The organism is Arthrobacter sp. B0490, assembly GCF_002929355.1.
In the GTDB taxonomy this organism is placed as follows: domain Bacteria; phylum Actinomycetota; class Actinomycetes; order Actinomycetales; family Micrococcaceae; genus Arthrobacter_D.
Map to the genome: position 1 here is coordinate 1 of NZ_PJIR01000014.1, position 26,053 is coordinate 26,053.

18 protein-coding genes are annotated in these 26,053 nt (G+C 70.8%); 10 read left to right on the top strand and 8 right to left on the bottom strand.

The genetic code is table 11. The annotated features are described in order from the left end of the window. Positions 1–415 precede the first annotated feature (415 nt). Complete coding sequence (locus tag CXQ97_RS16010) at positions 416–1,240, top strand: DUF2382 domain-containing protein (RefSeq protein ID WP_104181886.1); 825 nt, start codon at positions 416–418, stop codon at positions 1,238–1,240. A 165-nt stretch (positions 1,241–1,405) separates the two neighbouring features. Here CXQ97_RS16010 and CXQ97_RS16015 read toward each other — a convergent pair whose 3' ends face one another. Genes CXQ97_RS16015 through CXQ97_RS16030 form a run of 4 tightly spaced genes read right to left on the bottom strand, consistent with a single transcriptional unit; the run spans position 1,406 to position 6,820 of the window. Beyond that, complete coding sequence (locus CXQ97_RS16015) at positions 1,406–3,742, bottom strand: glycoside hydrolase family 3 N-terminal domain-containing protein (RefSeq protein ID WP_104181887.1); 2,337 nt, start codon at positions 3,740–3,742, stop codon at positions 1,406–1,408. 2 nt (positions 3,743–3,744) lie between these two features. Beyond that, entirely contained in the window at positions 3,745–4,563 is an 819-nt protein-coding gene (locus CXQ97_RS16020) for a carbohydrate ABC transporter permease (RefSeq protein WP_104181888.1), read from the bottom strand. Beyond that, on the bottom strand, positions 4,563–5,510 hold the full coding sequence (locus CXQ97_RS16025) for a carbohydrate ABC transporter permease (protein ID WP_104181889.1): 948 nt from the start codon (positions 5,508–5,510) through the stop codon (positions 4,563–4,565). Before CXQ97_RS16025 ends, CXQ97_RS16020 begins: the two co-directional genes overlap by 1 nt. A gap of 8 nt (positions 5,511–5,518) precedes the next feature. After that, positions 5,519–6,820 carry an extracellular solute-binding protein gene (locus CXQ97_RS16030; protein WP_104181890.1) on the bottom strand — a complete coding sequence of 434 codons (1,302 nt, stop codon included), beginning with the start codon at positions 6,818–6,820 and terminating at the stop codon, positions 5,519–5,521. Positions 6,821–6,985: 165 nt separating this feature from the next. Here CXQ97_RS16030 and CXQ97_RS16035 point away from each other — a divergent pair, with 165 nt between their 5' ends. Together CXQ97_RS16035 and CXQ97_RS16040 are read left to right on the top strand one after the other, a co-directional pair. Beyond that, entirely contained in the window at positions 6,986–8,044 is a 1,059-nt protein-coding gene (locus CXQ97_RS16035) for a LacI family DNA-binding transcriptional regulator (RefSeq protein ID WP_219815446.1), read from the top strand. A gap of 84 nt (positions 8,045–8,128) precedes the next feature. Then, positions 8,129–9,289 carry an ROK family transcriptional regulator gene (locus CXQ97_RS16040; protein ID WP_258062671.1) on the top strand — a complete coding sequence of 387 codons (1,161 nt, stop codon included), beginning with the start codon at positions 8,129–8,131 and terminating at the stop codon, positions 9,287–9,289. Between the two features lie 150 nt (positions 9,290–9,439). Here CXQ97_RS16040 and CXQ97_RS16045 read toward each other — a convergent pair whose 3' ends face one another. Next, positions 9,440–9,679, bottom strand: coding sequence for a DUF3073 domain-containing protein (locus CXQ97_RS16045; protein ID WP_104181892.1), 240 nt, complete (start codon positions 9,677–9,679; stop codon positions 9,440–9,442). A 294-nt stretch (positions 9,680–9,973) separates the two neighbouring features. On the opposite strand from CXQ97_RS16045, the gene CXQ97_RS16050 reads away from it, so the two are divergent. Next, positions 9,974–11,230, top strand: coding sequence for a septum formation family protein (locus CXQ97_RS16050; RefSeq protein WP_104181893.1), 1,257 nt, complete (start codon positions 9,974–9,976; stop codon positions 11,228–11,230). Between the two features lie 79 nt (positions 11,231–11,309). On the opposite strand, the gene clpB is transcribed toward CXQ97_RS16050, so the two are convergent. Then, the gene (clpB, locus tag CXQ97_RS16055) at positions 11,310–13,922 is read right to left on the bottom strand and encodes an ATP-dependent chaperone ClpB (protein WP_104181894.1); all 2,613 of its coding nucleotides are present in this window, start codon (positions 13,920–13,922) and stop codon (positions 11,310–11,312) included. A 162-nt stretch (positions 13,923–14,084) separates the two neighbouring features. Here clpB and CXQ97_RS16060 point away from each other — a divergent pair, with 162 nt between their 5' ends. The 5 genes from CXQ97_RS16060 to CXQ97_RS16080 all read left to right on the top strand — a co-directional run bounded on the left by CXQ97_RS16060 (position 14,085) and on the right by CXQ97_RS16080 (position 22,386). Continuing rightward, positions 14,085–16,067: a penicillin-binding transpeptidase domain-containing protein gene (locus CXQ97_RS16060; RefSeq protein WP_104181895.1), complete on the top strand. Its 1,983-nt coding sequence runs from the start codon at positions 14,085–14,087 to the stop codon at positions 16,065–16,067. 146 nt (positions 16,068–16,213) lie between these two features. Beyond that, on the top strand, positions 16,214–17,701 hold the full coding sequence (locus CXQ97_RS16065) for a flotillin family protein (RefSeq protein ID WP_104181896.1): 1,488 nt from the start codon (positions 16,214–16,216) through the stop codon (positions 17,699–17,701). A gap of 250 nt (positions 17,702–17,951) precedes the next feature. Continuing rightward, positions 17,952–19,502 (top strand): APC family permease, encoded by a 1,551-nt coding sequence (locus CXQ97_RS16070; RefSeq protein WP_104181897.1) that lies wholly within the window; start codon positions 17,952–17,954, stop codon positions 19,500–19,502. 128 nt (positions 19,503–19,630) lie between these two features. Then, positions 19,631–20,656: an agmatine/peptidylarginine deiminase gene (locus CXQ97_RS16075; protein ID WP_104181933.1), complete on the top strand. Its 1,026-nt coding sequence runs from the start codon at positions 19,631–19,633 to the stop codon at positions 20,654–20,656. Continuing rightward, complete coding sequence (locus tag CXQ97_RS16080; protein WP_104181898.1) at positions 20,656–22,386, top strand: amidase; 1,731 nt, start codon at positions 20,656–20,658, stop codon at positions 22,384–22,386. The genes CXQ97_RS16075 and CXQ97_RS16080 overlap by 1 nt, the downstream gene beginning before the upstream one ends. Positions 22,387–22,408: 22 nt before the next feature. Here CXQ97_RS16080 and CXQ97_RS16085 read toward each other — a convergent pair whose 3' ends face one another. Further along, positions 22,409–22,810, bottom strand: a complete 402-nt coding sequence (locus CXQ97_RS16085) for a YccF domain-containing protein (protein ID WP_104181899.1) — start codon at positions 22,808–22,810, stop codon at positions 22,409–22,411. A gap of 118 nt (positions 22,811–22,928) precedes the next feature. After that, positions 22,929–24,605 carry a DEAD/DEAH box helicase gene (locus CXQ97_RS16090; RefSeq protein WP_104181900.1) on the bottom strand — a complete coding sequence of 559 codons (1,677 nt, stop codon included), beginning with the start codon at positions 24,603–24,605 and terminating at the stop codon, positions 22,929–22,931. 560 nt (positions 24,606–25,165) lie between these two features. On the opposite strand from CXQ97_RS16090, the gene trmB reads away from it, so the two are divergent. Continuing rightward, complete coding sequence (gene trmB / locus CXQ97_RS16095; RefSeq protein WP_104181901.1) at positions 25,166–26,044, top strand: tRNA (guanosine(46)-N7)-methyltransferase TrmB; 879 nt, start codon at positions 25,166–25,168, stop codon at positions 26,042–26,044. Positions 26,045–26,053 lie beyond the last annotated feature (9 nt).

The following is a 26,053-nucleotide window of genomic DNA, read 5'->3' on the forward strand; positions in this document are numbered from 1 at the left end:
TTGATGCCGCCGAAGCGTTCCTTCTCCGCCGCGACGACGTCGTTGCGCCTGCTCCTCGGCGTACTCGCCCCGGAGGTATTCTCTGATGCCATGATGCTGCTCCTCGGTCGGTGGATCACCGCGCCCTCCGCAGCGAATGCTGTCGGACGACAATGATCAGTCTGCTTACTACCGTGACTCCGCCCGGGTCGTGACCGCAACCTGATTGTTTTGCCCGGTGTGCAAGATTGCAGCGTTCGGGCCTGCCCTTCCGCGTCAGGCCGGGGCCGGGAGCGCTGCGGACCGCCACAGGGCAGGAGCTCCCCGACGCGGAAAGTAGTAAGGAGGCTTGTTATGTGTTTGTGGCTTGCCTACAGTGAGGCGGGAGTGCAGTCCCCCGCTGCACGGTCACGGTTGCACATGCTAGGAGCACTACATGATCACCTCACAGGATCTCGACCGCCTCACCGGCGGCAAGGGCACGGTCTACACCAACGACGGCGACAAGCTCGGCTCGATCGGCGAGCTGTATGTCGACGACAGCACCGGGCAGCCCAGCTGGGTCACCGTCAACACGGGACTCTTCGGCACGAAGGAGACCTTCGTGCCGCTGCAGGACGCCTCCGCGGACGGCAACGACCTCCGCGTCCCCTACTCCAAGGACCTCGTGAAGGACGCCCCGTCCGTCGAGCGTGACGGCCACCTGAGCCCGGAGGAGGAGGAGCGCCTGTACCGGCACTACAGCCTCGGATCCGGCACGACGACGACCACGACGGACACGACGTCCGACCGGGGCCGCGAAGCCCCCGGCTTCCAGCCCGGGGACGAGAAGGTGGACCGTTCGGAGAGCCGCGGAGTCGTGGGTCACGACACCTCGGGCCCGACGACCGACGACGCCATGACGCGCTCCAAGGAGGAGCTCCGCGTCGGCACCGAGACGCACGAGGCCGGCAGGGCGCGCCTGCGCAAGCACGTCGTGACCGAGAACGTCAGCCAGACCGTCCCGGTGAGCCACGAGGAGGTCCGCGTCGAGCGCGAGCCGATCACGGATGCCAACCGCGGCGACGCCCTGGACGGCCCCGCCATCAGCGAGGAGGAGCACGAGGTGGTCCTGACCGAGGAGCGTCCCGTCGTGGAGAAGGAGGCCGTTCCCGTGGAGCGCGTCCGCCTCGACAAGGAGACGGTCACCGAGCAGCAGACCGTCAACGAGCAGGTACGGGAAGAGCGCATCGAGACCGAGGGCGACGGCACCCGCCGCTGACCCGCCGGTCGACACCGTTCGACCGACACCGCTCGACCGAAGGGCGCGCCGATCACGGCGCGCCCTTCGGTGCGTCACCCTCGTCCCGGGCATCCTCGCCCAGGTAGGTGGTCGGCGGCGTGGGGGACGCCGCTCGCACGCCGTCCGAGCGGCGTCGGGGCTCCGTCAGAGCGCCGTGACCCGCACGTCGCAGTGCAGCCGCCGGGTGTGGTCGACGCGCCGGACGGCCCCGGTCAGGGTGAGCGGCAGGGCAGCCCGGATGTCACCGCTCGACGCTCCGAGGCGCAGTTCGAGGGCGCCCGGCTCCACGATCCGTGAGCCGTCGCGGCCCGTGAAGGACGCGACGTCCGCCGGCACGACGAAGGAGACGCGAGCGGAGGACCCGGCCGCGAGCGGAACCCGCGCGTAGCCGACCAGCCGCTGCACGGGTCGCACGACCGACGCCACGGGATCGTGCAGGTACACCTGCACCACCTCGACGCCGTCGCGCTCCCCCGCGTTCGTCACCGTGACCTCGAGCCCGATCTCGCCGTCCGTGGCGAAGGCCTCCGCCCCCGATGCCGCGTCGGTCCACGTGAAGTGCGTGTAGCCGAGGCCGTGCCCGAAGGGGAACGCGGCCGTCGGGTCGATGTTGGACACCCCGCTGGACTGCGCCAGGGGCGCCGCGAGGTAGGTGGACGGCTGGGCGCCCGGTGACCCGGGGATGCTGACCGGGAGGCGCCCTGCGGGGTTGATCCGCCCGCTGAGCACTCCGGCGACGGCGCCGGCACCCTCCTCACCCGGGAAGAAGCCCTGGACGATCGCCGCCGCCCCGCTCGCCGCGGCACCGAGCGCGTACGGGCGTCCCGTGAGGAGCACGACGACGACGGGCTTCCCGGTGGCGAGCAGTCCCTCGAGGAGTTGCTGCTGGACGCCCGGCAGGTCGAGCGACTCGGCATCGCATCCCTCGCCGCTGGTCCCCCGGCCGAAGAGTCCGGCCCGGTCCCCGAGGACGGCGACGACGACGTCCGACCCGCGCGCGACGGCGAGTGCCTCGTCGAAGCCGGTCGTCGCGCTGCCGTCGATCGTGCAGCCGGCGGCCGTGGTGATCTCGCTGCCGGCGAACTCCTCCCGCAGCGCCTCCGCGAGGGTGGGGATCCGGAGCCCCAGCTCGATCTCGGGGTGCTGCTCGCCGACGTGCGCCGGGAACGAGTAGCAGCCCAGGAAGGCGCGGTGGGTGTCGGCGTTGGGCCCGATCAGCGCGATGCGCGGCGTCCCCGCCAGGGGGAGGATGCCCGCGTTGCCCACCAGGACGATGGACTGCTCGGCCAGTCGGCGTGCGATGTCCCGATTGCTCGCGGGATCGAGGTCGACCCGGGGCGCCCCGCCCCCCGCGAGCGCCGACGGCACGGCGGACCAGTCCGCGTCGAGCAGTCCCAGGTCCAGTTTCTGCCGCAGCACGCGGCGCAGTGCCCGGTCGACGAGGTCCTCGTCGAGGCGTCCGCCGTCGATCTCGGCGATGAGGTGGTCCCCGAAGGTGTGCACGGTGGGCAGCTCGACGTCGACGCCGGCGGTGAGCGCTGCGGCGGCGGCCTCACCGAGGGTCGCTGCGACGCGGTGGAGCTCCTTGAGGAACGCGATGCCGAAGTAGTCGGCGACCACCGTGCCGTCGAAACCCCAGGTGTCGCGGAGCAGTGAGGTCAGGAGCGAGGCGTCGGCCGCCGTGGGTACGCCGTCGATGTCCGTGTAGGCGTGCATGACGGAGCGGACACCGGATTCGCGGACGGCCATCTCGAACGGCGGGAGGAGCACATCGGCGCGCTCCCGCTCCCCGATCGAGACGGGCGCGAGGTTGCGGCCCGCCTTCGACGCCGAGTACCCGACGAAGTGCTTCAGCGTCGCGACGACGCCTGCCTGCTCGAGTCCCTGCACGTACGCCGTCGCGACCGTCCCGATCAGGTAGGGGTCCTCGCCGATGGTCTCCTCGACCCTGCCCCAGCGGGCGTCCCGCACCACGTCGAGCACGGGGGCGAGGCCCTGGTGGACCCCCACCGAGCGGAGGTCCGCGCCGATCGCGGCGGACATCGTCCGCACGAGGTCAGGGTCGAAGGTGGCGCCCCAGGCGAGGGGCACCGGGTACGCCGTCGCCTTCCACGCGGCGAAGCCGGCGAGGCACTCCTCGTGGACGAGGGCGGGGATGCCGAAGCGGTTGGCCGCGGCGATGCGTTCCTGGGTCCGCTGCAGTGACAGCGCACCCAGGCCGGGCTCGACCGGTGCCGTCCCGAAGGGGCGCGTCAGCTGGCCGAGGCCGTGGGGCAGGAGCTCGTCGAGATCCACGGCGTCGTTCATCTCGTGCTGGTGCGGGGCGACCTCGCCGCCCTCGGTGTTGGCGCCGACCCACACGCCGACCAGTTGGGCGACCTTCTCCCGGAGGGTCATCTCGGCGACCAGCGCCTCGACGCGGTCCTCGGGTGCGGCGCCGCGGTCCCGCCAGGGGGCGTCGTTCAGTGTTGTCTCAGTCATGATCACTTTCCGCCAGCGCCCATGAGGCCCTGGACAAGCGCGCGTCGCGCGAAGAGGTAGACGAGCAGGACGGGCACCATGGAGAGCGTGACCGCGGCGAGCAGCCCCGGGATGTTGATGCCGTACTGCGTCTGGAAGTTGAAGAGGCCGAGCGTCACCACGCGGGTGCTCTCGGACTGGGTGAGGATCAGCGGGAACAGGAAGCCGTTCCACGCCTGCAGTGCGGAGAAGACGGCGATCGTCGAGATGCCGCCCTTGGACAGGGGCAGCACCAGGCGGAAGAACGCCCGGGCCGGGCTCGCCCCGTCCATGGCCATCGCCTCGTACAGCTCACCCGTGATGTCGCGCATGGTCCCGCTGAGGATCAGCGTGCAGATGGGCAGCGCGAACGCGGCGGTGGGCAGGATGATGCCGAGCAGGTTGTCGTACAGTCCCACGGCGTTGATCAGGTAGAACACCGGCACGATCACCGCCTGCGCGGGGATGGCGAGGCCCAGGAGGAAGAAGCGGAACACGAAGGACGCTCCTCTGCTCCGGCTGCGCACGATCGCGTAGCTGAGCGGCGGGACGAGCAGCAGGACGATGGCGACGACGCCTACGGTCACCACGACGGTGTTGAGGAAGTACCGGCCGAAGCCGCTCGTGATCGCGTCCGCGTAGTTCTGCAGCGTGAAGCTCGTGGGGAAGGACAGGGGGCCGTTGTCGCCGAACTCCTCCCGCGTCTGGAACGTGCCCGAGAGCATCACGTACAGCGGGATGGCGACGATCAGCAGCCAGATGAAGGAGCCGACACCGGCAGCGTAGTTGGGGCGGGTCTTCATCACAGGCCTTCCAGCGAGCTGTTCATCTTGTCGTAGCCGGACACCTTGACCACCACGAGGGAGATCAGGGTCGCGACGACGACGAGCACGAGGGCGATCGCGCTGCCGACGCCGAAGTCGAAGCTCTGGAACGCCTCCTGGTACATGTAGAAGGCGGTGATGGTGGTGTCCGTCCCGGGTCCGCCGTTGGTCAGGATGAGCACGGTCTCGAAGGTCGTCAGGCCGCCGACCACCATCAGGATGATCGAGGTGATCGCCGTGTTGCGCAGCTGCGGCAGGGTGATGGAGAAGAACTGCCGCACCGTGCCCGCGCCGTCGATCGACGCGGCCTGGTAGAGCACGGTCGGGATGCCCTTGGCGGCACCCTGGTAGATGAGGGTGTGGAAGGGCGTGAACTGCCACATGCCCACGAAGATGAGGACGCCGATGGCGCCGGCCTGCGTGCCGAGCAGATTGCCGTCACCGAAGAGCCAGGGCAGCTGCCCCGGGAGGCCGAAGTTCGGATCGAGCAGAGCCCGCCACAGCACCGAGATGGCGGCCGAGGACAGCAGCAGCGGGATGAAGTAGATGGCGCTGAGGACGGCACGATTGCGCTGGTGACCCGCAGCCCAGACGCCGAGCAGGATGCTCAGCGGCGTCTGCGTCACCACGCCGAGCACGATGAACAGCAGGCTGAGCCAGAGGCTCTTGAGCATCACGGGATCGGCGACGAGCGTCTCCCAGTTCTCGAACCCCACGAACTCCGGATCACCGAGGCCGCTCCACGAGGTGAAGGACAGGACGGCGACCGCGGCCAGCGGCACGAGCGCGAAGAGCGCGAAGAAGATGGTGGCGGGCAGGGCCCAGGCGAAGCCGGGGCGCCCCACGGAGGAGGCGCCCGAGCGGGCCGGGCGGCTCTCGGTGGAGCCGCCCGGCCCTGCCTGCCTGCGGGTTGCAAGCGTTGTCATGGTTGGTCCTACAGTCCCTGCATCGCCTTGATGAAGCCGTCTTCATCGATCTGGCCGCTGAAGAACTGGGACACGGCGGTGTGGATGGTGACGGTCGCCTCGGGCGGGTACGCCTGGTCCCAGGAGAGCTGGAAGTTGGGCGCGTCCTTCACGAGGTCGAACTGGTACTTCGCATACTCGGGGTTGGAGGCCTCGTCGAGGAACTCCTCCGTGTTGGTGGTGGTGGGCAGGTTGCCGATGGCGATCTGCTCCTGCACGAACTCGTCCGAGTACATGAGCTTCAGGAACTCGGCTGCCTCCTCGGGATACCGGGTGTCCTTGTGGACCGAGTAGAAGTTGTTCGTGTTGCCGGCCAGGTTGTGGGGGTCGCCCTTGCCACCCTCGATCTCCGGGAACTCGCTGTAGCTGAGCACGTTCTCCGCGAACTCGGGGTCGGCGTCCAGGTGGGTCGCGTAGGCCCAGGAACCCATGAGCTCGAAGCCGGCACGGCCGCTCGAGAGCAGGGTGGGCGAACCGCCGTCGGTGAACTTGACGGAGTCGAAGTTGGTGCCGAAGGCGCCGGCGTCGATCAGCTCGCGCAGCTTGCCGAGCGCCTCGCGGCTCTCCTCGGAGTCCCACACCTCGGTGTCGCCGTCGAGCGCGGCCTGGAAGAGGCCCTCGCCTGCCACGCGGTCGAACACGTACTGGAACCACATCTGGGTGGGCCACTGGTCCGCGCCGCCGAGCGCGATCGGGGTCACGCCGGCCGCCTTCAGCCTCTCGACGTCCTCCAGCAGTTCGTCCCACGTGGCGGGAGGCGCGTCGATGCCCGCCTGCTTCAGCACCTCGGAGTTGCTGAAGAGCATCACGGGCTGGGTACCGCGCATCGGGACACCGTAGCTCTTGCCGTCGATCTCGGCCGTCTCGAAGACCGAGGGCAGGAAGGCGTCCTTGAGCTTCGGGTCCTCCTCGATGAAGTCGTCGAGAGGCAGCAGCAGGTCGGCCTTCACGAAGTTCGCGATGCTTCCACCGCCCCAGTTGAAGAAGACGTCGGGAGCAGAATCGGTGTCGATGATGGTCTGCAGCTTCGTCTGGTAGTCGGCGCCGGGGATCGTGTCGAGCACGACCTTCACGTCCGACGTCTCGTTGAACTTCGCTACCATCGCCTCCTCGACCTTGTTGCTCGCGTCGCCGTACACGGCCACGTGCAGCTCGTTCTCGGGCCGGCTCGACGCGTCGCCACCCCCTCCGCCGCATCCGGCGAGGGTGAGGCCGAGCATCATGACCGCGGTCCCCGCGAGACCGCGGGACATCCAGGTTCGGTTGTTCATCGTTGAACGCCTCTCGAAAGTTTCGACCATAAGATCGAAAGTGTTGTAATGCGTCGAGTGTATGTAGCAGTCCTCCGCCAGCGCAAGGCCGAGTGTGCAGCCGGTCACATTTCGCGACGAACGGCGTCCGCTACGCCGCGAATGCGCGGGGGTAAGCTATCGCTCATGTCGATTCCGGCGGACGAACCGCGCGTCACTCTCGCCCAGCTCGCCGCGAAAGCAGGGGTGTCCCTCTCCACCATCTCCAAGGTGCTCAACGGTCGCACCGACGTGTCGCCGACAACACGGGCGAAAGTTGAGGAGCTCCTCGAGGAACACGGCTACCGGCGGCGCAAGGTCTCCACCGCCAAGGCGGGCCTGGTGGAACTCGTGTTCCACGAACTGGAGAGCGCGTGGGCGCTCGAACTCATCCGCGGCGTGGAGAACGTCGCCCGCAGCCACGGCCTGAGCGTCGTCCTCACGGAGACCGGCTCGCGCCACGCCCCCGGACTGGAGTGGATCGAGGGCGTCATGTCGAGACGCCCCGCCGGCGTCGTCCTCGTGTTCTCGGAACTGCCCCAGGACTTCCGAGCCAAGCTCGACGCACGGTCCATCCCGTTCGTCATCATCGACCCTGCGGGCGACCCCTCCCCCGATGTCCCCTCGGTGGGGTCCGCCAACTGGTCCGGCGGGATGATGGCGACGCGGCACCTGATCGACCTCGGCCACACGCGCATCGCGGCGATCAGCGGGCCGGAGGACATGATGTGCTCCCTGGCGAGGATCGACGGATACCGCTCGGCCATGAACATGGCGTCCCTGCCGATCGACCCGTCGTTCATCAGGTTCGGGAACTTCCACGTGGACGGCGGACGCGACCACGCCTTCTCCCTGCTGCGCGGCCCCCGTCCGCCCACCGCGATCTTCGCCGGCAGCGACCTCCAGGCCCTGGGCGTGCTCGACGCCGCCCGCCAGATCGGGCTCCGCGTTCCCGAGGAACTCTCGATCGTGGGGTACGACGACCTGCCGGTCGCGCAGTGGTCGAGCCCCGCCCTCACCACCGTCCACCAGCCGCTCATCCAGATGGCCGAGGAAGCCACCCGCATGGTCCTGCGCCTGCGCGACGGGCACCGCCCCGACAACCTGCGGCTCGACCTCGCGACGAGTCTCGTGGTGCGCCAGAGCACGTCCCCGCCCTCGGACGGCGTGCTGACGGTGGACGGCCCGATCGGCCAGCGGGCCTGAGTCACGCCCGACCGGCGTCTCGTTACGATGGAGGTCCGACCAGGCGCACAGAGGGCTCCTGCATGACGAAGGGGGATCCGGGCCGTGCGGTCATCAGTCGGGACGGCGAACGGCACCGAGGGTCTCCGTGCGCAGAACCTGTCCCAGATCCTGACCATGGTGCACCGGAACGGCCCCCTGTCCCGGTCCGAGCTGACCCGGCGCAGCGGCTTCAACCGGTCCACGGTCGGGGCTCTCGTGCAGGCCCTCACCGAGAAGGACCTGGTGCGTGAATCGGAGCCGGCCGTCGGCGGCCGGGTCGGTCGCCCGAGCCCCATCGTGCAGGTGAACCCGGGTGTGGCGGTACTCGCGGTCAACCCGGACATCGATGCGCTGACCGTCGGCGTGGTCGGCCTCGGCGGGCACGTCCACCAGCGCATCCGTCGCGAGACCCACGGCATCCCGACCCTCGACGACGCCGTCGCGCTCACGCGGGACACGGTGGAGGACCTCCGATCCACCCTCGCCGGCCTCGACCGGGTCCTCGGCGTCGGTATCGCCCTGCCCGGCCTCGTCAACGCGGGCACCGGACGCGTGCTCGTCGCGCCGCACCTGGGCTGGCGGGACGCCGACCTCACCGGGCCCTTCAGTCAGGCCCTCGGGCTCCCGGTCGTCGCCGCGAACGACGCCTCCCTCGGATCCCTCGCGGAGAGCATCTTCGGCGCGGCACTCGGGGTGAGCGACGCGGTGTACCTCAACGGCAGTGCCAGCGGCATCGGCGGCGGGATCGTCACCGGCGGGGCGCAACTGGTGGGGAGCCGCGGCTACGGCGGGGAACTGGGCCACACGCTCGTCAGTCCGGGCGGCGCTGCCTGCCACTGCGGCCGCTCCGGGTGCCTCGACGCCGAGGTGCGGCTGGAGCGGCTGCTCGACGCCGCCGGCGAGGCCGGGGGCGGCATCGAGGCCCTCGAACGGGTGCTGTCGGACGACCCGGGGGCGGCCGTCCGGGCGGAGGCGGAGCGCCAGCTGGAGCTGCTCGCCGTCGCGCTGGTGGACTTCACCAACATCTTCGATCCCCGCCTGATCGTGCTCGGAGGTTTCCTGGGAGCACTCGTCGGGTTCCGCGGGGACCTGCTCAGCGAAGCGGTCAACTCGGCGTCGCTCGCGGGCGGGGTGGAGGTCAGCCGCGCCGCGCTCGGCCCGGAGCTCCTGCTGATCGGCGCCGCGGAACTGGCCTTCCGGCCCCTGCTCGCCTCACCCTCCTGAGGACTCCGAGCGCATGCGGCGCCCTGTACGGGGGACGGGCGGCACCCGCGCATCCGTCAGGGACGGGCCGCAGGACCTCCCGCTCCGGGCACACGGAACGGCGCACCCTCCCTTTCGGGCCGATGCGCCTGCGGAAGGACGATGGACCTGTCAGCCGGTGCGGCGGGAGCCGCTCTCCTCGCCGTCGTCGTCGACCTCGTCGGCGTACTTGTCCTCGTACTGCGAGTAGTCCGGTTCGACCGGCTCGAGAGGTTCGGTACGCCGGGTGGAAGCACGACTGCCCGGGCCTGTGAGCTCTCGCTGCAGTGCCGAATAGTCAGTGGCCGGACTGAAGTACTTCATGTCCCTGGCCTGCTTGGTAGCTTTTGCCTTTTGACGGCCGCGCCCCATGGCGTGACCCCCTTTGTGCTTAGATCCGGAGGTGGTCACTGGGGCGCGAGGCCCAAGGCTGCAGCGAGGCCCCGGAATATTTGGTCAAATTGTCGTAAGTATAGGTTACATGCTTTCACCGGCACCCGAGCCCGGTTCCTGTCGACGGGGTACAGGCCTCCGCGGCCGTGACGAGCCCGCTCCACGGAACGCACCGCCCCGGCTCCGCGCGAAAGCGATCTTGGATAGAGTCGGAGCCACGCCGGAGCGCCCCGGCCACGAGCCATCACGAATGCAAGGAGACAGCGGCCCACCATGAGCAACGAGGAGCAGGCACAGAGGGAGTCCGCGCGCGATGCCGCGTCGGACGGGCCGGGACTGCAGGAGGACCCGTCGGTCGTGGATCCCGATGACGTCGTCCTCGATGACGGCCAGGTCTCCCTCGACACCCTCGAACCGGAACTGTCGGTCTCGCCCGACGCCCTCGACCTGGCGGAACCGGCCCTCGAACCGGCGCAGATCAGCACCGACACCGCAGCGGCCGCCTCGCTCGAGGAGGCGGCCGCCGAAGCCCGGGCGGTCGCTGCGGAGGCGGAGAGGACCGGGACGCTGGTCGGCGGGCCGATGCCCGCGGACACCCCGGCCGTCCGCGCCTCCCCGGACGGTACTGCGCCCGCGGGCGGCGTGGCCGGTGACGTGACCCAGGAATCCCGACAGACCGGGGACGCCCGGGACGGCAGTACTGCTGTCGGACCGACGGTCGACATCGGCCGTGCAGGCGGCGACGGCGACGTGGGCCCGGTCGGCGGCCCGGGCGGCGGCCCGATCGGCGGCCCGTATGCCTTCCCACCCGAGGGCGGCGAGCCGGGCCTCGGGCACCCGGGCCTCTACCCCGGCACCGATCCGGCCTTCATCGGTCCAGGAGACAGGGCCGGGGACGGCGCGGGACCTGCCGGACGCGGGGGAACCGGTGCAGACAGCGGAACCCCCGCCGCTTCTCCCGACGTCCAGCCGGAGAGCCACGGCGCGACCGCCGCCTGGGCGCCGCAGGCGTCCGGCGGGGAGACGGGCGCCGCCGAGGGGCTGCCGCTGCGGGACAGGAGCCGGACGAAGGGCAGTGCCCTGCCGCTGCTGCTGGTGACCGGCGGCGTCGTCGTGCTCGTCGGACTCCTCATCTGGCTCCTCGTGTCCCTCCTCGGCGGAACCGACGAGGACCGCGTCGACCCGTCCTCGCTCGCCGCGGGCGAATGCCTGGCCGGCTTCACGGACATCACCGAGGACGCCGCGCGGGTGGACTGCTCGGAGCCCCACAACGCGCAACTCGTGGCGAGCGAGAACTACCCGGACGACGCCGAGTTCCCCGGCCGCGACCAGCTCGGCCTGCGCGCGGAAGCGGCATGCGCCACCGCCTCGTCCGGCATCGACCCGGACCTGGTCGGCGGCGACGTGCAGGTCACCCTCCTCCGCGCCACTCCGACGACCGAGACCTGGGCCGGCGGCGACCGGCGGGTGGACTGCTTCGCCGTCGTCGAGGACGGCGGCACCCTGAGCCGGAGCCTGCTCGGCCCCTGACCGGGCTGACGCGGGTACCGACGCAGGGGAGGAACCCCGGGTCCCTCCCCTTCCCGGCCTCCGGCGTCGCTCCCGGGGCCTACCGTGCGGCGCGCACCAGCAGGCCGTCCGCGTCCGGACCGGCGTCGGCGTCCGGCTCCGGACGGTCGACCACGACGGTATCGCCGTCGACGATCTCCCCGGCGAGGATGCCCCGCGCCAGCCGGTCGCCGATCTCGCGCTGCACGAGCCGCCGGAGGGGGCGCGCCCCGTACGCCGGGTCGAACCCGGTGAGGGCGAGCCACTCGCTCGCGGCCTCGCTGACGTCGAGCTCGAGCCGACGGTCATGGAGCCGGTCCCCCAGCGCCCTGACCTGCAGGTCGACGATCCGCGAGAGCTCGTCGAGGCTCAGCGGGTCGAACACCACGACGTCGTCGAGCCGGTTGAGGAACTCGGGCCGGAAGTTCGCGTTGACGGCGGACATCACGGCGGAGCGTTTCGCCGCGTCGTCGAGCGACGGGTCCACGAGGAACTGCGAGCCGAGGTTCGAGGTCATGACCAGGATGACGTTGCGGAAGTCGACCGTGCGGCCCTGGCCGTCGGTGAGGCGCCCGTCGTCGAGCACCTGCAGCAGCAGGTCGAAGACCTCGGGGTGCGCCTTCTCCACCTCGTCGAACAGCACCACGCTGTAGGGGCGGCGCCGGACCGCCTCGGTGAGCTGCCCGCCCTCCTCGTAGCCGACGTATCCCGGAGGCGCACCGACGAGGCGCGCCACGGAGTGCTTCTCGGAGTATTCCGACATGTCGATGCGGACCATGGCGCGCTCGTCGTCGAACAGGAAGTCCGCGAGCGCCTTCGCGAGCTCCGTCTTGCCCACGCCCGTGGGGCCGAGGAACAGGAAGGACCCGGTGGGGCGGTTCGGGTCGGAGACGCCGGCCCGCGCACGGCGGACGGCGTCGGACACCGCCGAGACGGCCTTCTGCTGGCCGATCAGGCGTGCGCCGATCACCTCCTCCATGCGCAGCAGCTTCTCGCTCTCCCCCTGCAGCATGCGCCCGGCGGGAATACCCGTCCAGGCGGAGATGACCTCGGCGATGTCCTGCGCCGTGACCTCCTCCGCCACCATCAGTTCGGGCCCGCTGACCGTCTGCTCCTCCGCTGCCTGCGCCTCGCGCAGCTCCCGCTCCACCTGCGGGATCTCGCCGTAGAGGATGCGCGACGCCGTCTCGAGATCGCCCTCGCGCTGGGCGCGGTCGGCCTGGGATCGCAGGTCGTCCAGGGACGCCTTCAGGTCGCCCACGCGGTTCAGGCCCGCCTTCTCGGCCTCCCACCGTGCGTTCAGCCCGTCGAGCTCCTCCTGGCGGTCCGCCATCTCCGCACGCAGGGCCTGCAGCCGCTCGAGGGACGCTTCGTCCTTCTCGCGGGACAGCGCCATCTCCTCCATGCGCATCCGCTCGAGGGAGCGGCGCAGCTCGTCGATCTCCACCGGCGCGGAATCGATCTCCATGCGGAGGCGCGAGGCGGCCTCGTCCACGAGGTCGATCGCCTTGTCGGGGAGCTGCCGGCCCGGGATGTACCGGGAGGACAGCGTGGCGGCGGCGACGAGCGCGGAGTCGGCGATCGACACCTTGTGGTGCGCCTCGTAGCGCTGCTTCAGGCCGCGCAGGATGCCGACGGTGTCGGTCACCGACGGCTCGCCGACGTAGACCTGCTGGAACCGGCGCTCCAGTGCAGGATCCTTCTCCACGTTCTCGCGGTACTCGTCCAGCGTCGTCGCGCCGATGAGCCGCAGCTCGCCCCGCGCCAGCATGGGCTTGAGCATGTTGCCGGCATCCATCGAGCCCTCGGATGCGCCCGCGCCGACCACGGTGTGGAGTTCGTCGATGAAGGTCACCACCTGGCCGTCGGACGAGCGGATCTCCTCGAGCACGGCCTTCAGCCGCTCCTCGAACTCCCCCCGGTACTTGGCGCCCGCGATCATGGAGCCGAGGTCGAGGCTGATCAGCCGCTTCCCCCGGAGCGACTCGGGGACGTCCCCGGCCACCATGCGCTGGGCCAGGCCCTCGACGACGGCGGTCTTGCCCACGCCGGGTTCGCCGATCAGGACGGGGTTGTTCTTGGTGCGGCGGCTGAGCACCTGGACCACGCGGCGGATCTCCGCGTCGCGGCCGATGACAGGATCGAGCTTGCCGCTGCGGGCCACCTCGGTCAGGTCGACGCCGAACTTCTCGAGGGCCTGGAAGGTGTTCTCGGGATCCGGCGAGGTCACGCGCCGGTCTCCCCGCACGCCGGGCAGCGCAGCGGCGAGGGCCTCCCGCGTGAGTCCGGCGGACCGCAGGATACCGCCCGCGGCTCCGCCGTCGGAGGCGAGCGCCAGCAGGAGGTGTTCGGTGGAGACGAACTGGTCCCCCAGCGTCTCGGCCTCCTCCTTGGCGGCGTTGACGAGCTGCAGGGCGCCGCGGGAGAACTGCGGCTGCGCCACGGAGGAGCCCGCCGACGACGGCAGGGCCCTGATCGCGGAGCTCGCCTGCACACTCACGGTGTCGGGGTCCGTGCCGGCAGCCCTGAGGAGCGCGACGGCGATGCCTTCCCGCTGGTCGAGCAACGCCTTGAGGAAGTGCGGGGTCTCGATCTGCGCGTTGCCCGCCGTGGAGGCATTCATGGCGGCAGCCGACAGCACCTCACGGCTCTTGGTGGTGAAATTGGTGTCCACGGGCGGATCCTTTCTGTCCTCACGCAGGGGAATGCGATCACATTGAGTGTACTCGACTCAACTTTGTGACAGGTCCGGGAATTCCCGGCCACCGGGGACCTGGCGACGCCGCGGCGGGCCGAGGAGCCGGCGGGAGCAGCCGCCTCGGACATAATGAGCCGTATGGGGAAACTTCACCGCGCCACGTCCGTGCTGACCACCGCCCTCCTCGCCCTGAGCCTCGCGGCCTGCACCGACGCCCGCCCGACGGCGGACGACGCGGCCCGCACGCTGGCCGAGGGCCTCGCTCGGCTCGACGTCGGGGAGTCGGCGTTCGCCTCCGCCGAGGCGTCAGCGGTGACGGGCGAGCTCGCCACGATCACCGGGGGCTTCACGCCCGGGGCTCCGCAGGTCACGGTGGCCGGCGTCGAGGAGACGGGCGAGGACAGCGCGACGGCGACCCTCGACTACGTCTGGGACCTCGACGCCACCGACTCCGACTGGACCTACAGCACGACGGTGGACCTGACACGCGTCGAGGACGTCTGGCAGGCCGCCTGGGACCCGTCGGTGTTCGTCCCGGACCTCCTGCCCCGGGAGAAGCTGACGCTGACCCGTGTCCCGGGCGACCGCGGGGACATCACCGGGGCACGCGGCGAGGTCGTCGTCACCCAGCGGCCCGTCCTCCGGGTCGGGATCGACAAGACGCTCGTCCCCGCGGACCAGCAGGCAGCGTCCGCGCGGGCGCTCGCGGCTCTGCTCGAGCTCGACGCCGCCGACTACGGACAGCAGGTCGCGGAAGCGGGCGCCGAGGCCTTCGTGGTGGCCCTCGTGCTGCGCGACGACGCCACCCGCACCGTCACGAACGCGCAGATCGACGCCATCCCGGGCGCCCTGCGGCAGGCGGACACCCTGGAACTCGCGCCGACCCGCACCTTCGCCCGCGAACTGCTCGGCAGCGTCGGCGAGGCGACCGAGGAACTCGTGGAACAGTCCGACGGCGCCATCGCGGCCGGGGACATCACAGGCCTCGGAGGCCTGCAGCTGCAGCACAACGCGCGGCTCGCCGGCACGCCCGGCGTGGAGGTCCATGCCGCGCCGGTCGACACGCCGGCCACGCCCACCCAGCGCCTGTTCGCCCGGCCGGCCGTGGACGGCGACGATCTCGCGACCACGCTCGATCCCCGCCTGCAGGGCCTCGGCGAGGACGTGCTCGCCGAGGAACCCTCGGCGTCCTCGATCGTGGCCATCCGGCCCAGCACGGGCGAGATCCTCGCGGCCGCCAACGGTCCGGGCAGTGACGGGCTGCAGACCGCGCTCCTGGGCCAGTACCCGCCCGGCTCCACCTTCAAGGTGGCCACGAGCCTCGCGCTCCTGCGGCAGGGCTTCACCCCGGAGACGCCCACCGAGTGCACGGAGGAGGTGACGGTGGACGGCCGGACGTTCAACAACGCCAGCACCTACCCCGACCAGTTCCTCGGCACCATCCCGCTCCTCGAGACCTTCGCGCAGTCCTGCAACACCGGGTTCATCTCGGCGCGGGACAGGATCGGCCAGACGGAACTCGCGGGAGCCGCCACCGACCTCGGCATCGGGGTCGAGGCGAGCATCGGCACGCCCGCGTTCTTCGGCTCCGTGCCGACGGAGGCGGAGGGCACCGCCCACGCCGCCGCCATGATCGGCCAGGGCGAGGTGCTCGTCTCACCCCTCTCGCTCGCCACCATGGCCGCCTCCGTCGGGGCCGGTGCGCGCGTCACGCCCACGCTCCTGGCACCCGGCGAATCCACGGCCCCGGACCCCGGGTCGGAGGGCGCAGCGGCGACACCGGCACCGACCGGCGACGCCACGCCGTCGACGCCTGCGGGACCTTCCGAAGGGGCGACGCCGAGCGCGCTCACGGCCGCCGAGGCCACGACGCTCAAGACGCTCATGGCCGCCGTCGTCGACCAGGGCGGCGCGCAGCTCCTCGAGGACGTGCCGGGCGAACCCGTCCTGGCCAAGACGGGCACCGCGGAATTCGGCAGCGAGACCCCGCCACGCACCCACGCCTGGGTGGTCGCCCTGCAGGGCGACCTCGCCGTCGCCGTCTTCGTCGAGGAGGGCGACCTGGGATCGACCTCGGGCGGCCCCCTCATGCAGGCGTTCCTCGCGGGAGCCGCCGCCTAACAGCTACCGGCCCGCCGCGAAGACCGCGGGCCGTCCACTTCGACGACATGGGGGTCGGATCAGCGCAGTGAAGACAGGAGCTTGATCATCCTCCGGCGCCCAACAGGAGCGCCGGAGGCAATTCGAAGACCGTTGAAAGGGTCGCAGTGGATCTCACGTTCATCCCGCTCATCATCGGCGCGGTGGTACTGCTCGTCGTCATCGTCGTCGCCATCGTGCTCGCCCGCATGGCGCTGCACATCGCCAGCCCGGACCAGGCACTCATCATCTCGTCGAAGGACAGCAAGGGGCAGCCGGACCCCGACAGCCAGCGCGTCGTCTTCGGCCGTATCTTCATCAACCCGTTCTCGCAGCGCGCCTATCCCCTGTCCCTCGCCTCGAGGCAGGTGTCCCTGCGCATCGAGGGCATCTCCAAGAACGGCATCAAGCTGCACCTGACGGGCGTCGCCCAGGTCAAGGTGGGCGGCGACGCCGACGCCGTCCGGAAGGCGGCGCAGCGCTTCCTGAACCAGCAGGACGCCATCGACCACTACACGCAGGAGACGCTCTCGGGCTCGCTGCGCTCCATCGTGGGGACCCTCACGGTCGAGTCGATCATCCGGGACCGGGCAACCTTCGCCAAGAGCGTCAAGGAGGAGGCGGAGCACTCCATGCACAACCAGGGCCTGGAGATCGACACGTTCCAGATCCAGTCCGTGGACGACGACTCCGGGTACCTGAAGAACCTCGGCCGGCCCGAGGCCGCCCTCGCCGAGCGCAACGCCAAGATCGCCGAGGCGCGCTCCATGCAGGAGTCCGAGCAGGCCCGCGCCCTGTCCGACGAGCAGGTGGCCCTCGCGCAGCAGCAGCTGATCATCCGGCGCGCGGAGCTGAAGGAGGAGGCGGACGCCCGCCAGGCGCGTGCCGACGCGTCGGGTCCGCTCGCGCAGGCCGAACAGCAGGAGCAGGTCATCATGCGGGAGCAGCAGGTCGCCCAGCGGCGTGCCGAACTCCGGGAGCGTGAACTGGACACGGAGGTGCGCAAGCCCGCCGACGCCGAGAAGTACCGCCTCATCCAGCAGGCGGACGCGAAACTCGAGGAACGTCGTCGCGCGTCCGAGGCGAGCGAGATCGAGGCCCGCGTGGACCTCTCACGCCGCAAGCTCGTCGCCGAGGGTGACCGCGTGGCGGCCGAGGCGGACGCCGCGGCGAACACCGCACGCGGCACCGCCGAGGCAGCGATCAACGAGGCCAGGGGCCGTGCGGATGCAGCCGTCATCGCGTCCCGCGGTGAGGCGGAGGCCGGGTCCGCGGAGGCCCGCGGCAAGGCGGAGGCCGCCGGCATCGCGGCACAGGCCGAGGCCTACGAGAAGTTCAACCAGGCCGCCATCCTGTCGAAGGTCCTCGAGGTCCTCCCGGCGATGGCCCGCGAGATCGCAGCCCCGATGTCGGCGATCGACACCATGACCGTGGTCTCGAACGACGGCGCGAGCCAGCTCAGCAAGAACGTCTCGAACGGCGTCCACCAGACCACGCAGCTGGTCAAGGACACGACGGGACTCGACATCATCACCCTGCTCGGCGACCTGCTGAAGAACGCGGACAAGGTCGGGATGAACGGTTCCAGCGGGTCCTCCGCTGCCAACGGGTCCTAGCTTCCAGGACCGGAAGGGCCGTCACCGCGTCGTCGGTGGCGGCCCTTCCTGTCGTTCGTACCCGATGCCGGGGCCACGCCCCTTCCCAAAGCCGACGACGCCCCCTACAGTTGTCCGAGTAAATGAATGCCATTCATTTTGAGGTGCGGGTCACGTCCCGCCGACGGTCGGACACCCCCCGGCCCTACCCGCCCCCGGTGGACCCGTCGATGACGAGGCGCGTCCGCCCTCCTGAGGAAGGCCGACCATCGTGCCCGTAACGCCCAGCCAGACCGCGACCTCCGGGGCCGGCTCCGCCGGCGCGACAGCGACCTCGCCGAAGGGCCTCGCCCGCGGCCAGCTCGGCCTGCTCGCCATCGTCGTCATCGGCATCTCGACGATCGCCCCCGCCTACGTCCTGACCAGCACACTGGGCCTCACGGTCGCCGAGGTCGGTGTCCACCTGCCGGCCATCTTCATCGTCGGGTTCATCCCGATGTTCCTCGTCGCCCTCGCCTACAAGGAACTCAACGCCGACTCGCCGGACAGCGGGACCACCTTCACCTGGGTCACGAAGGCCTTCGGTCCCTTCGTCGGGTGGATGGGCGGCTGGGGCCTGCTCGCAGCGAACATCATCGTCCTGTCCAACCTGGCCGGCGTGGCCGTGGACTTCTTCTACCTGTTCCTCGGGCAACTCACCGGGAACCCATCGCTCGCCGACCTGACCTCGAACAAGGCCGTCAACATCGCCACCTGCCTGGTCTTCATGGGGGCAGCGGTCTGGGTGTCCTGCCGGGGCATCCGCACCACGCGCACGGTGCAGTACGTCCTCGTCGGCTTCCAGCTGCTCGTCCTCGGCTGGTACACGGTCCAGGCCTTCGCGCGCATCGCGGCGGGCAACGCCTCCGGCCTCGCCTTCAGCTGGGAGTGGTTCAACCCGTTCGGGATCGAGAGCTTCTCCGCCTTCGCCGCCGGCCTGTCGCTCTCCATCTTCGCGTTCTGGGGCTGGGACGTCTGCCTCACCGTGAGCGAGGAGGCCACCGACGGCCGCCGGACGTCGGGCCTGGCCGCCACCGTCGCAGCGGTCGCCATCCTCGTGATCTACCTCCTCGGGTCGATCGCCACCGTGATGTTCGCCGGCATCGGTGACACCGGGATCGGGCTGAACAACCCGGACAACTCCGAGAACGTGTTCACCGGTCTCGCTGCCCCCGTGATGGGCCCGTTCGCGATCCTCCTGTCGCTGGCCGTCCTCTCGAGCTGCGGGGCGTCGCTGCAGTCGACCTTCGTCTCGCCCGCCCGCACACTGCTCGCCATGGGCTACTACCGTGCCCTGCCCGGCCGGTTCGCGGGAGTCAGTGCCCGCTTCAACTCGCCGATCTACGCGACGGTCTTCTCCGGCGCCGTCTCGGCCGCGTTCTACGTCCTGATGCGCCTCATCAGTGAGAACGTCCTCAACGACACCATCCAGGCGCTCGGCCTGATGATCTGCTTCTACTACGGACTGACCGCCCTCGCCTGCGTCTGGTACTTCAGGGACTCGCTGTTCAGCAGCATCCGGAACGTGGTCTACCGGCTCTGCGCGCCCCTCCTCGGCGGGATCGGACTCATCGTCGTCTTCCTCCAGACCGCCGTGGACAGCTGGGACCCGGCGTTCGGCAGCGGATCGGAGATCCTCGGTGTCGGCCTCGTCTTCGTCATCGGCATCGGCATACTCGTGGCCGGCGCCGTCGTCATGCTCGTCGTCCACCGGCGCAGCCCCGACTTCTTCCGCGGCCGGACGCTGACGCGCGACTCGTCGTCGCTCGTCCTCGACGACTGACGCGCCTCCCGGCAGCCCCGGCGCCGTCCCGACACCCCCCCCGATCCAGAGGAACTTCAGTGAACTCCCGACAGCACGACAGCACGTCCCTCACGGCCGAAGCGCCCACCGACACCGGGAGGCAGAGGATGCCCGCGGAGTGGGAGCCCCACGAACGCACCTGGATGGCCTTCCCACCGGCCAACGACACGTTCGGTCCCGCACGAAGCACGACCCTGCGTCGGGCGCGGAATGCCTGGGCGCGCGTCGCGCTGATCATCGCCCGCTACGAGCCGGTGACGGTCCTGGCCGATCCCGCGGACACCGAGACGGCGAGGGCACTCCTCGGAGGGGCCGTCGCGGTCGAATCGGCTCCGCTGGACGACGCGTGGCTGCGCGACTCCGGGCCCACCTTCGTCCACGGTCCGGACGGCGCGGTCGCCGGTGTCGACTGGGTGTTCAACGGGTGGGGTGCCCAGCACTGGGCGGCCTGGGCCAGGGATCGGCACGTGGGACGCACGGTGGCGGACCTGGCCGGAGTGCCGGTCCTGGGCAGCGGACTCGTCAACGAGGGCGGCGGCTTCCATGTGGACGGACGCGGCACCGTGCTGCTGACGGAGACCGTCCAGCTGGATCCGGGCCGCAACCCCGGGGCGACCAGGGAGTCCGTCGAGAGCGAGATCCATGCCCGGCTCGGCACCCGCCACGCCGTCTGGCTCCCGCGGGGCCTGACCCGGGACTACGGGGAGTTCGGCACCCGGGGGCACGTCGACATCGTCGCGGCGTTCACCCCGGCGGGCTCGCTCCTCGTCCACCGGCAGGACGATGCAGGCCACCCGGACCATGAGGTGACCCGCGAGATCAGGGCCGTCCTCGAATCCTCCACCGACGCCGGGGGGCGCCCACTGTCGATCATCGAGGTGCCGGCACCGACCGTCACCCACGACGACGGGATCGTCGACTGGTCCTACATCAACCACTACGTCGCCAACGGCGTGGTGGTGCTCTGCGCCTTCGACGATCCGAACGACGCCGTGGCCGCGGCGATCCTGCAGGAGGCATACCCTGACCGGGCCGTCGAACTCGTCGACGCCCGGGACATCTTCGCCTTCGGCGGGGGCATCCACTGCATCACGCAGCAGCAACCCGCCCCCTGCCGCGCGGGTGGTGCCTGATGGGCTTCGACGTGGTGGAGGCGAGCATCGCCGACCTGCGGACCGCACTCGCAACAGGCACGGCGACCAGCGAGGAGCTCGTCGTCGGCTACCTTCGCCGGATCGAGGCGTTCGACCAGGGCGGCCCCCGGCTGAACTCCGTCGTCGTGATGAATCCCGACGCACGGGACGAGGCGCGCGCATCCGACCGCCGTCGTGCCGAGGGCCGGGCGCTGGGCCCGCTGGAGGGCATCCCCTACACGGCGAAGGACAGCTACCAGGTCGAGGGCCTCACCGTCGCGGCCGGTTCACCCGCCTTCCGGGACCTGATCGCCCGACGCGACGCGTTCACCATCGAGCGCCTCCGCGGCGCCGGGGCGATCCTGATCGGCCTCACCAACATGCCACCCATGGCCAACGGGGGCATGCAGCGCGGACTCTACGGCCGGGCCGAGAGCCCCTACAGTGCCGGCTACCTCACCGCGGCCTTCGCCTCCGGATCCTCGAACGGCTCGGGAACCGCGACGGCCGCGAGCTTCGCGGCCTTCGGCCTCGCCGAGGAGACCTGGTCCTCGGGCCGGGCACCGGCCTCCAACAACGGATTGTGCGCCTACACGCCGTCCCGCGGGATCATCTCCGTGCGCGGCAACTGGCCCCTCGTCCCCACCATGGACGTCGTCGTCCCGCACACCCGGACCATGGCCGACCTCCTCGAGGTCCTCGACGTCATCGTCGCCGACGACACCGAAACACGAGGGGATTTCTGGAGGGCACAACCCTGGATACCGATACCACCGGCGTCCGGACTGCGCCCCGCCTCCTACCCCGCGCTACGCCCCGGCAGCATCGACGACGCGCGCCGGGTCCTCGCCGGCAAACGCCTCGGCGTCCCCCGCATGTACATCAACGCCGACCCCGACGCGGGGACCGCCGAGGCACCCGGTATCGGCGGGCCGACAGGCCAGGCCATCACCACGCGCCCGTCGGTCATCGCGCTCTGGGAGGCGGCCCGCCGCGACCTCGAGGATGCGGGGGCGGTCGTGGTCGAGGTCGACTTCCCCGTCGTCTCGAACTACGAGGGCGACCGTCCGGGAGCACCGACCATCTCCTCCCGCGGCCTCGTCAGCGAGGACTTCCTCCGCCGGGAGATCACGGACCTGTCCTCGTGGGCGTGGCACGACTTCCTGCAGGCCAACAACGACCCCACGCTCTCCAGCCTCGCCGACGTCGACGGCTCGGTGATCTTCCCCCCGCCGGAGGGCGCCCTCCCGGACCGCTATTCCGGGTTCGACGACGACATCACCGGATACCCGGCACACGTCCGCGAGCACGCCATCGACGCACTGACGGACATCCCGCACCTCGAGGAGGGACTGCGAGGACTCGAGGAGACACGGCGGGTGGACCTCGACCGGTGGATGGACCGGCACCGCCTCGACGCCGTCGTCTTCCCCGCGGCGGCGGACATCGGGCCCGCGGACAGCGACCGGGATCCCGCGTCCGCCGACATCGCCTGGCGCAACGGCGTCTGGGTGTCCAACGGCAACCTCGTCCCCCGCCACCTGGGCATCCCGACGGTCACCGTACCCCTGGGACTGCTCGGCGACCTCCGCATGCCGGTCGGCCTGACCTTCGCCGGACCCGCCTACGCCGACACCGGCCTGCTCGAACTGGCTGCCGCGTTCGAACGCACCGGCGCGTCCCGGCGCGTCGCACCACCCCGGACGCCCCGACTGGACGCGGACGCCTGACCCGGGTGTCCGGCGGCGGGACTCAGCGGTAGGTGGGCAGGTAGGTGCCCGACGACGGGACGATCACCTTGCCGAGCGGTGCGAGGGACACCGGGATGAGCTTGAGGTTGGCGATGCCCAGCGGGATGCCGATGATGCTTGCGAACATCGGGATGGCCGTGAGCACGTGGCCGATGGCGATCCAGATCCCCGCGACGAGGAGCCAGATGACGTTCCCTACCGCGGTGAAGCCGTTCGTCGGCCCGCCCCGGTTCACGACGGTCTGGCCGAAGGGCCACAGTGCGTAGATGCCGATCCTGAACGAGGCGACGCCGAAGGGGATGGTCACGATCAGCAGGCAGCAGATGATCCCCGCAGCGAAGTACCCCAGGGCGAGCCAGATGCCGCCGAACAGAAGCCAGATGACGTTCAGGATTGCGCTCATCCGCCCATTGTCCCGTACGCGCGGCGGCAACGCACCCCTCCCGGGAACGGGAAGGACCCCTACCCTCCCGGGTAGGGGTCCTCGATGTGCCGGGCCGCCGCGTCGGGCGGCTGGGCTGCTAGCGGGTGCGGCGGTCGTTCGACGCGGGCGCGCTCGCCCTGCGGGCACCGGCGGCGCGGCGTGCGCCCTCGGTCCGGGGGGCCGACGACGGCGCGTGGCTCCGCTGGCCACCTGCCGCGGGGGCTCCTGCGGCGGACCTGCGGACGGCGTCGCCGACGCGCTGGCCGGAGGCGGGACGACGGCTGCGCGTCGAGGTCTCCGAGGCGGTGCGGGGCTCGTCGGCCCGACGGCGTGAACCACCGGTCTTCGGGGCTGCACCGGCGTCGGACCCGAAGCGGGGAGCCTGCGGCTGGTCCTTGCGGCGGTCGGCGCGGTTGCCCTGCGCGGACTGGGGCTCGGCGGAGACGCGTCCGCGTCCACCCCGTCCCCCACGGCCTCCGGCAGCCGGGGCGGCCGTGCCACGGCGGGCGCGCTTGCGCTCGGCGTTCGCTCCGGTCGAGGTGCCCTCGCCACGCGCCGATTCGCGGGATGCGAGGAGCGCGGCCCGGGTCCGGGGATCGATCTTGTCTGCGAGGTCGCCGATCAGGGACTGGACGAGCGGGGAGGTCGCCTTGACGGTCTCGAAGGCGACGTCGACCCCGGCGGCCTTCATCAGCTTCTGCACCTCGGACTTCTGCTCGGGCAGCGTGATCGTGACCACGGTCCCCGAGGATCCCGCGCGGGCCGTGCGGCCCGAGCGGTGCAGGTACGCCTTGTGCTCCGTGGGCGGATCCACGTGGACCACGAGCTCGACGTCGTCCACGTGCACGCCACGGGCGGCGACGTCCGTGGCGACCAGGACACGCACGTCGCCCGAGGAGAACTCGGCCAGGTTCCTGTCCCGGGCGTTCTGCGAGAGGTTGCCGTGGAGGTCGACGGCGGGGATGCCGGCGTCGGTCAGGGTCTTGGCGAGCTTGCGGGCGTGGTGCTTGGTCCGCATGAACAGCAGGCGGCGTCCGGTGCCCGAGGCGAGCTGCACGATGAGCTGCTTCTTCTGGGTCTGGTCGCCGACCATGAGCACGTGGTGCTCCATGGTGGTGACCGCGGCCTGCGGATCGTCGACCGAGTGGGTGACGGGGTTGGTCATGTAGCGGTTGACCACCTTGTCCACGCCGTTGTCGAGCGTGGCCGAGAAGAGCAGGCGCTGGCCGTCCTTCGGCGTGGTGTCGAGGAGCTTCTTCACGACGGGGAGGAAACCGAGGTCGGCCATGTGGTCCGCCTCGTCGAGGATGGTGACCTCGACGGACTCGAGCGAGATGAGCTTCTGGCGCATCAGGTCCTCGAGGCGGCCGGGGCAGGCGATGACGATGTCGACGCCGGCGCGGAGCGCCTTCTCCTGGCGCTGCTGGGACACACCGCCGTAGATCACCGTGGTGTTCAGGCCGAGCTCCCGGGCGAGCGGCTCGACCGTGGCGTTGATCTGGGTGGCGAGCTCACGCGTGGGGGCGAGCACGAGCGCCAGCGGACGCCCCGGCTTCCGGCGGTAGGCCGCTTCCTGCTCGGCGAGGCGGGTGACCATCGGCAGCGCGAAGGCGAGGGTCTTGCCCGAGCCGGTGCGGCCGCGTCCGAGGACGTCGCGCCCGGCCAGGGAGTCCGGGAGGGACTTGACCTGGATGGGGAAAGGTTCGGTGATCCCCTGCGCGGAGAGGTTCTCGACCAGCGCTTTGGGCACACCGAGGGCAGCAAAAGTAGTCATGTGAAGTACAGGAACTTTCTTCTCATCTTCCCCGGCACCGGTCGGCGCGGGGGTTCGCCGAAGAAAAGTCAGACAGTGTCCACCGCGCTTCCGGTTCCGGAAGCTGGATGCGGGACAAAAGAATGCGTTCTAGCGACGCAGGCTGCGCATCTCACTGGCGGAACCGATCCGCCCTGCGCAGGCAAGTATCCCCAGTTTACCAGCAGAGCAGCCCCGAGCCCGCATCGGCACCCGGCGGCGCGGCCGCCGTTCCCGTCACCGGGACGATCCGCTCGCGGACGACGGCGTCGAGGCAGGGGCCCTGCCGGGCCTCGGCCTGCAGGGCGTCGATGATCCGGGGCAGCTCCGCCGAGGCGGCCCGTCATTCGACGCGTCGGCGGGCGCGGACGAGGCTGATCGACGCCGCGGGGTGAGGGAGAGCGCCGCCCGGACGATCTCCGCGCGGGTCGATTCGACGTCCGGCCGGCGTCGGGCCGGGATGACCCGGGTGCACCGGGCGCCGCCCGGTGCACCCGGGGACGGAAGGGCCGCCCGGCCCGCTGCCGGTAGCCTTGGAGGTGATGGAGCCACTAGCGCAGACCCCCGACCAGCCGCACCGCACCCAGCCCGTGTCCTTCGTCCGGCGGGGCTCGCGCCTGCAGGGACGGCGCCGCGAGGCGTGGGACGAGCTCGCCGAGGCCTTCCTCGTCGAGGTGCCGCGCGTGGAGAACGCCGACACCTCCGTGGCACCCGGGTTCGTGTTCGATGCCGGAACGGTGTTCGGGCGGACCGCACCGCTCGTCGTCGAGGTGGGTTCGGGACTCGGCGAGGCCATCACGCACGCCGCCGGGCTCGACCCGGACCGCGACTACCTCGCCCTCGAGGTCTACCGCCCGGGACTGGCGCAGACGATGCTGCGCATCAGCCAGAAGGAACTGACGAACGTGCGCACCGCCCAGGTCGATGCGGCAGCGGCCTTCGCGGGGATGATCCCGGCGTCGTCCGTCGCCGAGCTGTGGACGTTCTTCCCCGACCCCTGGCACAAGGCCCGCCACCACAAACGCAGGCTCGTCAAGGACGACTACGTCGAGCTCGCGGCGCGTGTCCTCGAACCGGGCGGCATCTTCCGCCTGGCCACCGACTGGTCCAGCTACGCGGTGCAGATGCGCGCGGCCCTGGACGCGAGCAGGCACTTCGAGAACCTGCACCACGGCGAGCGCGCCGGCGCGGCGAGTCCCCTCACCCAGGTGTGGGACAGCGGGGTGGAGTCCGTCGTGGGTGGCGCTCCGGTGCGGGAAGGCCGCGACCCGGTGAGCACCGGCAACACGGGCCTCAACGAAGGCGTCGACGAGCGCGGCGGGTGGGCGCCGCGCTTCGACGGGCGGACCCTCACGAGTTTCGAGAACAAGGCGATCGCGGCCGGACGGATGGTCTTCGACCTCACCTACCGCCGCCGCTGACCGGGCATC